Raw genomic sequence first — 12,433 nt, 5'->3', positions numbered from 1 at the left:
CCCCTGAAACGCACCGTCGCAGCAGGACGGCCACCTAAGGTGGTGCCATGGCGTGGTGGAGACGCGGCCGCGGGGGGCGGCGCACCGTGGGTCGCTCCGACGGCCCCGACATGACCGTCGACCGGGAGGCCGTCCGTCGACACCTCTCGGAGTTCGCCGCCAGCCGGCGCGGGGTGGAGGCCTACATCGAGCCACCTACCAACGTCACGGCGACGACCGTCATCCTCATCGCCCACGACGGGGAGTGGACCAGGCGTGCGGCCGGGAGCCGTGAAGCAGCCTTCGAGCTCGCCCGGCGGCTCGGTGTGCCGGTCTACGACGTGAACCAGACGGGCTACCCCAACCGCATGCGCGAGTGGAACTCGCGCCAGCGCCGCAAGGCCTGACGCGGCACACCGGGAAGAAATGGTGTGGGCGCTGGCAGCCTCGAGGTGCGAGGCTGTCAGGACCACCGACCGAACGGGAGTGACGAATGTCGAACACGCCGAAGGGTTCCGGCCGTGCGGCCGCGAGCGAGGACCTGAAGAAGAAGTTCCGCGAGGCCCTCGACCGCAAGCATGCGCACGGCGGCAAGGACGTCACCGACAGCCACGGCGGCTCGAAGGTCGACCACGAGCAGGGCGCGGCCACGAGCGCCACGCAGCAGATGTTCCGCCGCAAGAGCGGCGGCTGACAGCAGCGCAGGCCGGTATGCCGAGGGGCCCCGTTCCACAGCGGAACGGGGCCCCTCGCGTGTGCGGGGACGCGGTCAGCCCGCGTAGCCCTCGGCCAGGGAGAGCAGCGTCGCGACGCCGTAGCCGGTGCCGCCCTTGGGGGTGTGGCCCCAGGCGCCGCCTTCGTTGAAGGACGGGCCGGCGATGTCGACGTGTGCCCAGGGCAGGCCCTCACCGACGAACTCCTTGAGGAACAGTCCGGCGGTGAGCATCCCGCCCCACCGCTCGCCCTTGTGGGCGAGGTCGGCGACGGTCGAGTCGAGCTGCGAGCGCAGGTCGTCGGGCAGCGGCATCGGCCAGGCGGCCTCACCCGCGCGGCCGGCGGCGTCGCGCACGGTCTCGCGGAAGGCGTCGTCGTTGGCCATGATGCCGGCGACCCGGGCGCCGAGGGCGACCATCTGCGCGCCGGTCAGGGTGGCGATGTCGACGACCGCGTCCGGCTTGCCCTCGCTGGCCAGGCAGAGGCCGTCGCCGAGCACCATGCGGCCCTCGGCGTCGGTGTCGATGAGCTCGACGGTGGTGCCGTTGCGCATGGTCACCACGTCACCCGGGCGCTGGGCGGTGCCGCTCGGCATGTTCTCGGCAAGGCAGAGGTACCCGGTGACGGCGACCGGCAGGCCGAGCTCGGCGGCGGCGAGGACCGTCGCGGCGACCGCGGCGGCACCGGCCATGTCGGACTTCATGGTGAGCATGCTCGCCGGGGGCTTGATGCACAGGCCGCCGGAGTCGAAGGTGATGCCCTTGCCGACGAAGGCCAGCGACGCCTTCGCGCGGGCGGGCTTCCAGGACAGCTCGACGATGCGCGGCGGGTTGGCCGAGCCCTGACCGACGCCGACGATGCCGCCGAAGCCGCCCTTGGCGAGAGCCTTCTCGTCGAGCACCTTCACCGCGACCTTTGCGGACGAGGCCCCGGCGCGCTCCTTGACCGAGTCGGCGAAGGACTGCGGGAACAGCAGGTTCGGCGGGGTGTTGACCAGGTCGCGGGCGTACGCCGTGGCGTCGGCGAGGATGCCGGCGCGCTTGGCCGCGGCCTTGGCCGCCTTGTCCTTGGCCTCGCCGGTGACGACGGTGACGGTCGACGGGGCGGAGTCCTTCTCCTTGCCCGCCTTCGCGGCGCCGGCCTTCTGACCGCGCACCCCGGCATACCGGTAGCAGCCGAGCGCGGCGCCCTCGGCGACCGCGGCGACCTCGTCGACCCCCGAGGCGGGAAGCGCGACGGCGACAGAGCCCACGCCGGACAGCGCGCGGGTGGCGGCACCGGCGGCGCGGCGCAGCGCCTCGGTGGTGGGGCCCTCGGAGACGTCACCGAGGCCGGTCAGCACCACGAGCGGGGCCTTGACGCCGGGCACGGCGGCGAGCTTGAGGACCTCGTCGGCCTTGCCCTTCGCCGAGAGCGTGCCCAGCGCGGAGGTCAGGTGGCCCTCGGCCTCGCGGGGCAGCCCGTGACCCTCGGCGAGGGCGGCCGAGCCGTCGGACGAGACGGTGGCGAGGACGAGCACGTCGGCCTTGACGTCGTGGGCGGAGCGGTCGGAGAGGTTCACAGTGGTCACGGGGTGCGCGGTCCTTCGCGGTCGGGGAGAGGGTCTCGGGCGGGGGCGCCTGCCCCCGCAGGATAGCCACGGGCCATCACCCCGGGCTCGGTGACGGTACGGTTCGGCCCATGAGCAACGGTGCCCTGAAGACGTCCCCCCTGCACGAGAAGCACGTGGCGCTCGGCGCCAAGATGGCCGACTTCGGTGGCTGGGAGATGCCCATCGAGTACCCCGGCGGCGGCGTCGTCGCCGAGCACACCGCGGTGCGCACGGCCGTCGGCGTCTTCGACGTCTCGCACCTCGGCAAGGCCAGCGTCCGGGGTCCCGGTGCAAGGGACTTCGTCAACGCCTGCCTGGCCAACGACCTGAACCGCATCGAGCCGGGCAAGGCGCAGTACACGTTGTGCTGCAACGACTCCGGTGGTGTCGTCGACGACCTCATCGCCTACCTGCGCAGCGACGACGACGTCTTCCTCATCCCGAACGCCGCGAACACCGCGGAGGTCGTCGAGATGCTGAAGGCGGCGGCCCCCGAGGGCATCGAGGTCGAGAACCTCCACGACCGCCACGGCGTCATCGCGGTGCAGGGCACCAAGAGCGACGAGGTGCTCGAGGCGCTGGGCCTGCCCACCGGCCACGACTACATGTCGTTCGTCGAGACCACCTGGCAGGGGCAGCCGGTCATCGTGTGCCGCACCGGCTACACCGGCGAGCGGGGCTACGAGCTCGTGCCGGCGTGGGAGGTCTCCGCGCAGCTCTGGGACGCCCTGCTCGAAGCCGCCCGCGAGCACGGCGGCCTGCCCTGCGGCCTCGGCGCTCGCGACACCCTGCGCACCGAGATGGGCTACGCGCTGCACGGCAACGAGCTCAGCACCGACATCACCCCGGTGCAGGCACGCGTCGGCTGGGCGGTCGGCTGGAAGAAGGACACCTTCTGGGGCAAGGAGGCGCTCGTGGCCGAGAAGGCCGCCGGCCCCTCCCGCGTCGCCTGGGGCCTGCTCGCCACCGGCCGCGGCATCCCACGCTCGCACTGCGCCGTGAAGAACGCCGACGGCGAGACCATCGGCGAGGTCACCTCGGGCACCTTCTCGCCGACGCTGAAGCAGGGCATCGCCCTCGCGCTGCTCGCTCCCACCGTGGCCGAGGGCGACGAGGTGGTCGTCGACGTGCGCGGCCGCGACGTGCCGGCACGCGTGGTGCGCCCGCCGTTCGTCGAGGTGGGTGTGCGCGAGTCCTGAGCGCCCCCGGCGAGGACCGGGTGTGCCGCGTGGCCGGGTGTGCCGCGCCGCCGGCTTGCCGGCGTCAGCGCCGGAGCACCCCAGGTGTGTCGGTGGGGCGGCCTAGCGTGGAGTCATGCGCTTCGGTTTCGTCGTCCCGTATGCCGACACCCGTGAGTTCACCGAGCTGGCGGCCCTGGGGGAGCAGCACGGCTGGGACGGGATCTTCACGTGGGAGGCCGTCTTCGGCGTCGACGCCTGGGTGACCCTGGGCGCGGCCGCGATGGTCACCGAGCGGATCCGGCTCGGCACGCTGCTGACCCCGGTGCCTCGCTGGCGCCCGTGGGACCTCGCCTCCCGCGTGGGCACCGTCGACCGGCTCAGCGGTGGCCGGGCCGTGGTCGGCGCCGGGCTGGGCGCGCTGCACGAGGGCTGGCTCGCGTTCGAGGCAGACGAGGGCCGACGGGTGCGGGCCGAGAAGCTCGACGAGGGCCTGGCCGTCTACGACGGGCTGATGCGCGGCCAGCCGTTCTCGTTCGAGGGCAGGCACTACCGCGCCAGACCGACCGATTTCATGCTCCCGCCGCCCCCGGTGCAGCAGCCCCGGCCGCCGGTGTGGGTGGTGGGCGCCTGGGTGCCGGGCCGCGAGCGGCAGCCCTCGTTGGAGCGGGCGGCGCGCTGGGACGGCCTGCTGCCCTACGTCGTCGACCGGTCCCAGGCCGGACCGGGCTCGAACTACGACCTCGACTCCTTCGCCCACGTCGTGGGCCTGGTGCGGGCCGAGCGTCAGCGCCAGGGCCTGCCGTGGGAGGGCTACGACGTCGTGGTGGAAGCCGACTCCAGCGGCGAGTTCGCCCAGCTCGAGGGCACGCCCTCCGACTGGGCGCAGGCAGGCGGCACGTGGTGGGTCGAGAGCTGGTGGGGTGTCCCGGCGGGCGTCGAAGGCCTGGCCGAGGTGCGGCGACGGGTCGAGCAGGGGCCGCCGGCCTGACTAGGTCGAGACGAGCAGGGCCGCCGTCACGAGAGCCGCCGTGAGCGAGACCTCCACACCGGCCCCCAGCACGTCGCCGGTGACGCCGCCCAGCCTGACCCGGCAGCGCCGGGTGAGCCAGCCGGCCGCCCCGAGGCCGATGGCGAGCACGGCCGGCACCCCCCACAGCACGAAGGACCGGTCCTGCTGGGCGGCAAGGGTGCTGACGCCAACGGCGGATGCCAGCACCAGGGCGGTCGCCACGGCCAGGGAGCCCCGGCTCACCGTGCCCGCCACGAGGGCCCCGAGCCCGCGTTCCTGTGCCGCCGGCACCCCGGCTCGGCAGGCCCAGGCGATCGCGTGCCGTGAACCCAGCCACGCCGCGGCCGCGAGCGCGGTGCCGGCCGCCGAGGGGAGCAGCGTCGCGAGGGACGCCACCTGCAGGAGCAGGGCCAGCACCACGGCCGCGACACCGGAGGGACCGGTGTCGGAGGCCTTCATCGCCCGCAGGGACGACTCGGCGTCGTAGCCCGCGGAGAGGCCGTCAGCGGTGTCGGCGAGCCCGTCGAGGTGCATGCCGCGGCTCAGCAGTGCCCCGGCCGTGACGACGACCGCGCCCAGCAGCAGCGGGGGAGCACCGGCCGCCACCGCGGCGTGGGCTCCCACGACCGCCAGGAGCAGCGGGACGGCGGTGAGGGGCGCCAGCAGAACGGCCCGCCCCGCCGACCGGCGGTCGACGCGGGGGAGTCGCCCGACGGGGACCGCGGTGAGAAGGCCGAAGGCCAGCCGCAGGGCGTTCACCGATGCCCTCCGCGCGCCGGGCCGGCGCTCACTCGCCGACGACGGGGGCGTCGCTCAGGTCGAGCACCCGTCCTGCGGCCACCAGGAAGACGTGGTCGCTGCGGGCCGAGAGCGCGGCGTTGAGGCGACCCAGCTCGTCGCGGAAGAGGCCACCGGCGGGGGTGGAGGGCACGACCCCGAGCCCCACCTCGTTGGTCACAGCCACGATGTCGGTCGGGGCGTTGCACCACGCGTCGGTCAGGTCCCGCAGGGCCCAGGCGACGGCGATCGAGGACTCGCGCGGGTTGCCCCAGCCGCCGATGCCGTCGATGAAGCGGGTCAGCCACAGCCCCAGGCAGTCGATGAGCAGCGGGGTGGTGGCCTCCCGGATGGCACCGGCGAGGTCGAGCGTCTCGTGGGTCGTCCAGCTCTCGGGCCGGCGGGCCTGGTGGCTCTCGACCCGTGCCGCCCACTCCGGGTCGGAGGGGTCCGCGGGGTAGCCGGGCGCGACGAAGGTGACCTTCTCGCGCTCGCGCAGGAGCTGCTCGGCATACCGGCTCTTGCCGCTGCGGACGCCGCCGAGGACCAGCGTCGTCGTCATGACGGGGTCGCGAACCGCACGGGGGCGTCGAAGCGCGCCTGCCGCAGGGCTCGGCGCAGGACACGCAGCACCGGCGCGGCGGCGAGCAGCGTCAGGGCTGCGGTGAGCAGGCCGCGCAGCAGGTCCCACGCCAGGGAGGTCAGCACGTAGAACACGGCGTAGTGGGTGAGGTTGGCGGCGGCACCCGCGCCCGGCACGTAGCCGGCGCCCTCGGGTGCGGTATCGCCCATGAAGGGCCAGAACCAGAGGTTCATGACGGCACCGTATGCCATGCCCGAGGCCAGGCCGTAGCCGGCCAGCACCACCCGCTCGCCCCAGCCCGACGCCCTCGGCAGCAGCCCCGCGCCCATGGCCACCCACGCGCACGCGAGCATCTGGAACGGCGTCCAGGGGCCGATCCCCGCGGTGAGGAAGGCGGAGGCCAGCAGGGCCAGTGCTCCCAGCAGGAAGCCCTTGCTCGCGCCGAGCACCCGGCCGGCGACGACGAGGAGGAAGAACATCGGCTCCAGACCGGCGGTGCCCGCCGACAGCACCCGCAGCGCGCCCCCGGCTGCGGCGAGGACCCCGAGCACGGCGACGCCCTTGGCGTCGAGTCGCCCGGAGGACATCTCGGCCAGCAGGACCAGGGCCAGCAGGGCCATCAGCGCCACGAAGAGGAGGGACGCGTCGCCGGAGTGGCCGAGCTGGGAGATCTCCGAGCCCGGTGTCACCAGGAACGGCCAGCCGAAGGCCACGACCCCGACCGCCATGACCAGTGCCATGACGACGCCCTGCTGCCACCGGCGTGCCCTCACGAGGCGGCCCCGGTCGCGGCGACCACCTGGTCGACCGTCAGGAAGTGCAGGGGGTGCAGGATCTTCGAGACCTGGGGGGCGAAGGCGGGCGAGCCCGAGAGCACCGCCTGGGCACTGCCGTCGGCGACGACCTCGCCCTCGGCCAGGACGACGACACGCGAGGCCACCTCTGCGGCCAGCTCGACGTCATGGGTGGCCAGCACGACGGCGTGCCCCCGGCCGGCCATCTGGCGCAGCACCTCCACCAGGCGGCGCTTGGCCGCGTAGTCCAGCCCCCGGGTGGGCTCGTCGAGCAGCACGACCTCCGGCTCGGAGGCGAGGATCACCGACAGGGCCAGCGAGACACGCTGGCCCTCGGAGAGGTCCCGCGGGTGCTGGGCGGGGTCGAGGTCCGGGGAGATGCGGCCGAGCACCGCGGCAGTGGTGCCCGAGGGCAGGGCGAAGTCCCGGTCGGCGGCTGCGCACTCGTCCCCGACGGACTCCGCGTACAGGATCAGCGAGGGGTCCTGCGGCACCATCCCCGCTCGGCGCACGATCTGCGCGGGCTGCGCCCGGGCGGGGTCGAGCGACCCGAGCCGAGCCGTCCCGGAGACCGGGTGGACCTGGCCGACCAGCGCGGCGAGGAGGGTCGACTTCCCGGCGCCGTTGCGGCCCATGACCGCCACGACCTCACCGCCGCCGACGGCCAGGCTCACCGACCGCAGGGCGACGACGGACCCGCGGCGCACCGTCAGGCCGTCGACCTCGGCCAGGGTCGCGCCGCCTGCGGAAGCCGCCTCGGCGGGCGTCGGCCCGAGCGCGGACAGGCTGTCCCGCACGTCGCCGGCGCGGCGCCGGGCGTCACGGATCGACAGCGGGAGCGGCGACCACCGCAGGGCGCGCCCGAGACCGATGATCGGCGGGTAGATCGGGGAGGTGACCATGGCCTCGGCCGGGTCGAGGAGGCCCGAGACCCGGCCGTCACGGATGAGGACCACGTGGTCGGCGTGGTGGATCACGCGCTCGAGCCGGTGCTCGGCGACGACGACCGTGATGCCGAGGTCGTGCACGAGGCGGTGCAGGGTGGCCAGCACGTCCTCGGCCGCCACCGGGTCGAGCGCCGACGTCGGCTCGTCGAGCACCAGGATGCGCGGGCCGGCAGCGAGGACCGCACCGATGGCCACGCGCTGCTGCTGGCCGCCGGAGAGGTCGCGCAGCGGGCGGCCGCGGACGTCGGCCAGCCCGAGGAGGTCGAGGGTCTCCTCCACACGGCGGCGCATCGCGGTGGCGTCCACCCCGAGTGCCTCCATGCCGTAGGCGATCTCCTCCTCGACCGTCTCCGTCACGAACGACGACATCGGGTCCTGCACCACGAAGCCGACGAGGTCGGCGAGGTCGCGCGGGCGGTGGGTGCGGGTGTCGCGGCCGGCCACCCGCACGGTGCCGTGCAGGGTGCCGCCGGAGAAGTGGGGAACCAGCCCGTTGATGCAGCGCAGCAGCGACGACTTGCCCGAGCCGGTCGGGCCGACCACCAGCACCAGCTCGCCCTCCGGCACACGGAAGCTCGCCCCGGTGAAGACCGTGGTCGTGCTGTCCGTCTCGTCGGCGCCCTTGCCGCCCTCGTCCGCGTAGCTCACGCCGACGGCATCGAACTCGATCATGTGGCTGCCTCACGTGCGCGGGCGAGTAGGGGAGGGACGGGTGCGGCGACCGCCGGCAGGGCAGCCACGGCGATCGCCGCAACCATACCGAGGGGTACCGGCGGCAGGGCTGCCGGAACCTGCTGGGGCACCAGCCCCGGCCAGGCAAGCACGGCGCCTGCGGTGAGCACGAGGGCGGGCACGAGCCCGCTCAGCGAGACCAGCCACTCCGGACCTGCCCAGGGATCGCGGCGGTAGCGCGTGCGGGGGTCGCGCCGGGCCCCCACCACGAGGGCTGCCGCCGCGCACAGCACCCCGGCGACGAGCATCGGGACGCCCAGCACCGCAGGGCTGGTCGCGTCGAGCAGGCCGTACAGGCCGACGACCACGCCGATCAACCCGACGAGGGTGAACAGCGCCGCCAGCCGGCTCGAGGTGGCGCTGCGGCGCACGACCCGGCCGTAGCCGCGCGACTCCATGGAGGCAGCCAGGCTGAGGGAGCGTTCGAGGGACCCGACGAGCACCGGCACGGCGAGACGGCCGAGCTCGCGCAGGCCCCGCCCGGAGTGGCCCCGCAGCCGGCGGGCCGCCCTGACCCGGGCCGCGTCGTCCACCATCTGCGGCGCGAACGTCAGCGCCACGACCACGGCGGTGCCCACCTCGTAGAGGGTGGCCGGCACGTAGCGCAGCAGGCGTCGTGGGCTCGCGAGGGCGTTGACGGCGCCCAGGCAGGCCAGGATGGCAGCCAGCCGAAGGCCCTCGTAGACCGCGGCCAGCAGGCCCTCGAGGGTGACCGCGCCGCCGATGCGGACCCCGCTCGTCCAGGCGGGCAGGGGCACCTCGGGGAGCCGGAAGAGCACGACCCGGCCGGTGACCCCGCCACCGAGGAGGCCGACCATGACCACCCTGAGGGCGATCGCGAAGAGCCCGACCAGCAGGAAGGGGACCAGGGAGTTGGTGGCCCCCACCTCACGCCGCTCGAGGACCACCCACGCCGCGACGGCCACGATGAGCGCCAGCAGCAGCGGGTTGGTCGTCTGCGAGGCGGCCACGGCCAGTCCCAGGCCCCACACCCACCAGGCTGCCGGGTGGAGCAGCCGGGGGGCGGGGGTGGGGTGGGACCTGGGGGCCACGGCGCGGTGCCCGGACCTCAGTGGCCGCGGCGTCGACGCGCAGCCGCCCCGATCGCCAGGGCGATCGCCGCGAGCCCGAGGGCCAGCCCGGCATACGTCAGCGCACTGGTGCCGTCCTCGCCGCCCTTGTCGGCGGCCGGCGCCCGTCCGGCCTCGACCGTGGCGGTGGCCGTGGCTGCCGAGAGCGGCACAGTGGTGTCGGCGGCCTGCGCCTGCGGGCTGACCTCCTTCACCTCACCGCCGCAGCCCTTGGCGGGGTGGTTGTCGATGCCGCAGACCAGGCCGCCCTCGGCGCGCACGGACGCCACGGCGGCCAGCACCTCGGCCCCGGTGGCCTTGGTGTCGACGACGGCGCACTTCCCGACCGGGGTCGGCGGCTGCGCGCCGTCCTCGCTGTCGGCCGCGCGGCCGTAGTCGATGACGACGCCGACGCGCTTCTTGCCGGCCTCGGCGGCGGCGTCACCGCAGAGGTCGTCGAAGGTGGCGGTCGCCCGCGGCATGCGGGCGTCGGTCTCGCCGGCGACGGCGAAGCGCCAGCCCTCGACGGCGCCGTCGGCGGGGGTGAGCTGGTCGGGGCCCTTGCTGGCGAAGGCCCACGTGGTGCCCTGGAGCTGGAAGTAGCCCCAGTAGCGGTAGGCCGCGGCACTGGCGGGGGCAGCCGGGGCGACGACGGCGGCGACCAGCGCGAGCAGCACGGCGGCGACCAGGGACGGGACGGCCACGACGGGCCGGGTGGTGCGAGACATGGTTTTCCTCCTCGCGACCGGCGAGGAGACGTGGCCGACCTGCCGGCGACGTCCCTGACTCCGGTCCGCATTCCACGACGGACTTGTTGATGGAGTCGAGGCCCAGGGCAGGTGCTCCGGCTCGTCGCCCCGGTGGAATGCCAGGGACGACCTACGGTTGCGGGACAGCGCCGGACTTTGACCGGCTTCCCCTCACCAAGGGCTGGTTCGACGTGCGAACCGTCCCACCCGCCCCGCGGTGCTGTCAAAGTGATCTCGCTCCCACGTGACCCGGGTATGCCGGGCAGGCACCACCGCGCCTAGGGTGGCCGCGCCATCGACGAAGGAGTGCCATGTCGCTGCTGTCCCAGACCCTCGAGGCCATCTCGCCCATCTGCCGGCGGGCGGTCGGCGAGGCCGATGCGCGCCAGGGCCAGCTCACCAAGCCCCCGGGGTCGATGGGCCGCCTCGAGGACCTCGGCGCGCAGCTCGCCGGGATCGCCCGGACCTGTCCGCCACCGGTGCCGCTGCGCCCGGCCATCGCCGTGTTCGCCGCCGACCACGGCGTGCACGCGCAGGGCGTCACGCCGTGGCCGCAGGAGGTCACCGCGCAGATGGTGGCCAACCTCGCGCACGGCGGTGCCGTCGTCAACGCCCTCGCGCGGCAGGCCGGGGCCAGCGTCACGGTGGTCGACGTCGGGGTGGCCAGCGACCTGCCCCCCGCACCCAACCTCCTGCACCGCAAGGTCGCCCACGGCACGCAGGACTTGGCCGAGGGGCCCGCCATGACCCGGGCCGAGGCACGGCAGGCGCTGGAGGCCGGCATCACCGTGGCCCACGACCTCGTCGACGGCGGCGCCGACCTGCTCGTCACCGGCGACATGGGCATCGCCAACACCACCGCCTCGGCGGCCCTGGTCGCAGCACTGACCCGCAGCGAGCCGGGGGAGGTCACCGGGCGCGGCACGGGCATCGACGACGCGATGCTCGAGCGCAAGACGGCCGTGGTGGAGCGCGCGCTCGCCCGTCTCGACCGCTCCGAGCCCCTGGCCGTCCTGGCCGAGGTCGGCGGGCTCGAGCACGCGGCCCTCGCCGGCTTCCTGCTCGGGGCGGCCTCGCGCCGGGTGCCCGTCGTGCTCGACGGCGTCATCGCGGTCGCGGCGGCCCTGGTCGCCAGCGCGGTCAGCCCGGCCGCGGCCGGTTACTGGGTGGCCGGCCACGTCTCCGTCGAGCCCGGCGCGCGGGCGGCCCTCGACCACCTGGGCATGGAGCCGCTGCTCGACCTCGGCCTGCGGCTCGGCGAGGGCTCCGGCGCGGCGCTCGCGGTGCCGCTCGTCCAGTCGGCGGCGCGCCTGCTCACGGAGGTCGCGACCTTCGACTCCGCCGGGGTCGCCAGCACCTGAGGCGCCAGCTCTGCCCACCGGCCTACAGTGGGCACATGAGCGAAGCCTGGACCTGGACCTACCTGGACCCCGAGGCCAACGAGATGAGTGGCGAGGGGCTGCCCACCACGGCCTTCCCGTCGCAGTCCGACGCCGAGAACTGGTTCGGCGAGACGTGGCACGAGCTCGCGGCCAAGGGCGTCGACGCCGTCAGCCTCTACCGCGACGGGCAGCTCGTCTACGGCCCGATGGCGCTGCAGCCGGCCGAGTAGGGCGAGACGGCAGGGCGGGCGCCGGGGGGTGCTGCGGGCGCCGCCCGCAGCGGCTCAGGAGGGGTACTGCCCGCGTGCCACCTGGGGCTTCGGCATGCGGGAGCGGCGCATCTGGAAGGCGCGCATCACGGCATACATCGCGCCGCCGCGGGGGAGGTGGTCCGCGCCGAACTTGGCCACGAGGCGCTTCTTCACCTTGCGCCACATGAGCACGGCGTCGACCACCGCGACCAGCAGGACACCGTAGACGGCCACGAAGACGATGAGCAGCGCCCACGACTGGCGCACGAACGACAGCGCCAGCACGACCAGCATGACCGGGAGCATGAACTCGCCGACGTTCCACCGGGCGTCGACGTAGTCGCGGATGAACCGGCGCTCGGGGCCCTTGTCGCGGGCCGGCAGGTGCGCCTCGTCGCCGGTGAGCAGGGCCTGGCGCATGCGCGCCGACGCCTCACGGCGCCCCCGCTGCTCTTCACGCTTGGCGGCCTTGCGGTCGGCCACCACCAGGGGACGCTTGCGCGCCGCCTCCTGCTCGCGTCGCTTCGGCGTGGGCCGGTTCTTCGCGCCTTCCCGCTCGGGGCGGGCGATGGTTTCGGCCTGCTGCTCGTTCAGCGTCTTGTTGCGTCCAAACACGGGCCAACTGTATGCCGTGCGGCCGGGTTCTCCCGCATCGCCACCGACGGCACCCACTA

The 12,433-nt window shown here is 74.5% G+C and carries 14 protein-coding genes and 1 riboswitch; of the genes, 6 read left to right on the top strand and 8 right to left on the bottom strand.

All coding sequences use genetic code 11. The features are described 5' to 3' along the window. Nucleotides 1-47: 47 nt before the first annotated feature. Nucleotides 48-386, top strand: a complete 339-nt coding sequence (locus P0Y31_RS08715) for a hypothetical protein (RefSeq protein WP_275803528.1) — start codon at nt 48-50, stop codon at nt 384-386. An 86-nt stretch (nt 387-472) separates the two neighbouring features. After that, nucleotides 473-673 carry a DUF5302 domain-containing protein gene (locus P0Y31_RS08710; protein ID WP_275803526.1) on the top strand — a complete coding sequence of 67 codons (201 nt, stop codon included), beginning with the start codon at nt 473-475 and terminating at the stop codon, nt 671-673. A gap of 75 nt (nt 674-748) precedes the next feature. Here the strand turns inward: P0Y31_RS08710 and P0Y31_RS08705 are convergent, their stop codons facing one another. Continuing rightward, on the bottom strand, nt 749-2,263 hold the full coding sequence (locus P0Y31_RS08705) for a leucyl aminopeptidase (protein WP_275868364.1): 1,515 nt from the start codon (nt 2,261-2,263) through the stop codon (nt 749-751). 110 nt (nt 2,264-2,373) lie between these two features. Here P0Y31_RS08705 and gcvT point away from each other — a divergent pair, with 110 nt between their 5' ends. Beyond that, nucleotides 2,374-3,483 carry a glycine cleavage system aminomethyltransferase GcvT gene (gene gcvT, locus P0Y31_RS08700; protein WP_275868362.1) on the top strand — a complete coding sequence of 370 codons (1,110 nt, stop codon included), beginning with the start codon at nt 2,374-2,376 and terminating at the stop codon, nt 3,481-3,483. A gap of 115 nt (nt 3,484-3,598) precedes the next feature. After that, the gene (locus P0Y31_RS08695) at nt 3,599-4,453 is read left to right on the top strand and encodes an LLM class flavin-dependent oxidoreductase (protein WP_275868360.1); all 855 of its coding nucleotides are present in this window, start codon (nt 3,599-3,601) and stop codon (nt 4,451-4,453) included. Here the strand turns inward: P0Y31_RS08695 and P0Y31_RS08690 are convergent, their stop codons facing one another. The 6 genes from P0Y31_RS08690 to P0Y31_RS08665 are packed head-to-tail and all read right to left on the bottom strand — an operon-like array spanning nt 4,454 to nt 10,105. Next, complete coding sequence (locus P0Y31_RS08690) at nt 4,454-5,233, bottom strand: adenosylcobinamide-GDP ribazoletransferase (protein ID WP_275868358.1); 780 nt, start codon at nt 5,231-5,233, stop codon at nt 4,454-4,456. Between the two features lie 28 nt (nt 5,234-5,261). Beyond that, nucleotides 5,262-5,813 (bottom strand): bifunctional adenosylcobinamide kinase/adenosylcobinamide-phosphate guanylyltransferase, encoded by a 552-nt coding sequence (locus tag P0Y31_RS08685; RefSeq protein ID WP_275868356.1) that lies wholly within the window; start codon nt 5,811-5,813, stop codon nt 5,262-5,264. Next, nucleotides 5,810-6,607 (bottom strand): ECF transporter S component, encoded by a 798-nt coding sequence (locus P0Y31_RS08680; RefSeq protein WP_275868354.1) that lies wholly within the window; start codon nt 6,605-6,607, stop codon nt 5,810-5,812. Before P0Y31_RS08680 ends, P0Y31_RS08685 begins: the two co-directional genes overlap by 4 nt. After that, the gene (locus P0Y31_RS08675; RefSeq protein WP_275868352.1) at nt 6,604-8,247 is read right to left on the bottom strand and encodes an ABC transporter ATP-binding protein; all 1,644 of its coding nucleotides are present in this window, start codon (nt 8,245-8,247) and stop codon (nt 6,604-6,606) included. Before P0Y31_RS08675 ends, P0Y31_RS08680 begins: the two co-directional genes overlap by 4 nt. Further along, nucleotides 8,244-9,359 carry an energy-coupling factor transporter transmembrane component T gene (locus P0Y31_RS08670; protein WP_275868350.1) on the bottom strand — a complete coding sequence of 372 codons (1,116 nt, stop codon included), beginning with the start codon at nt 9,357-9,359 and terminating at the stop codon, nt 8,244-8,246. The genes P0Y31_RS08675 and P0Y31_RS08670 overlap by 4 nt, the downstream gene beginning before the upstream one ends. A gap of 17 nt (nt 9,360-9,376) precedes the next feature. After that, complete coding sequence (locus tag P0Y31_RS08665; RefSeq protein WP_275868348.1) at nt 9,377-10,105, bottom strand: SCO2322 family protein; 729 nt, start codon at nt 10,103-10,105, stop codon at nt 9,377-9,379. Nucleotides 10,106-10,193: 88 nt separating this feature from the next. After that, a riboswitch (cobalamin riboswitch) is annotated at nt 10,194-10,356 on the bottom strand. A gap of 81 nt (nt 10,357-10,437) precedes the next feature. On the opposite strand from P0Y31_RS08665, the gene cobT reads away from it, so the two are divergent. Then, entirely contained in the window at nt 10,438-11,487 is a 1,050-nt protein-coding gene (gene cobT, locus P0Y31_RS08660) for a nicotinate-nucleotide--dimethylbenzimidazole phosphoribosyltransferase (protein WP_275868346.1), read from the top strand. Nucleotides 11,488-11,522: 35 nt separating this feature from the next. Next, entirely contained in the window at nt 11,523-11,738 is a 216-nt protein-coding gene (locus tag P0Y31_RS08655; RefSeq protein ID WP_275868344.1) for a hypothetical protein, read from the top strand. Nucleotides 11,739-11,792: 54 nt separating this feature from the next. On the opposite strand, the gene P0Y31_RS08650 is transcribed toward P0Y31_RS08655, so the two are convergent. Continuing rightward, nucleotides 11,793-12,374 carry a DUF3043 domain-containing protein gene (locus P0Y31_RS08650; protein ID WP_275868343.1) on the bottom strand — a complete coding sequence of 194 codons (582 nt, stop codon included), beginning with the start codon at nt 12,372-12,374 and terminating at the stop codon, nt 11,793-11,795. Nucleotides 12,375-12,433 lie beyond the last annotated feature (59 nt).

Origin of the sequence: Knoellia sp. 3-2P3 (assembly GCF_029223115.1) — a bacterium.
Taxonomy (GTDB): Bacteria; Actinomycetota; Actinomycetes; order Actinomycetales; family Dermatophilaceae; genus Pedococcus_A.
Note: the sequence above shows the minus strand (reverse complement) of the source record. Positions and strands in the feature narration are given on the sequence as shown.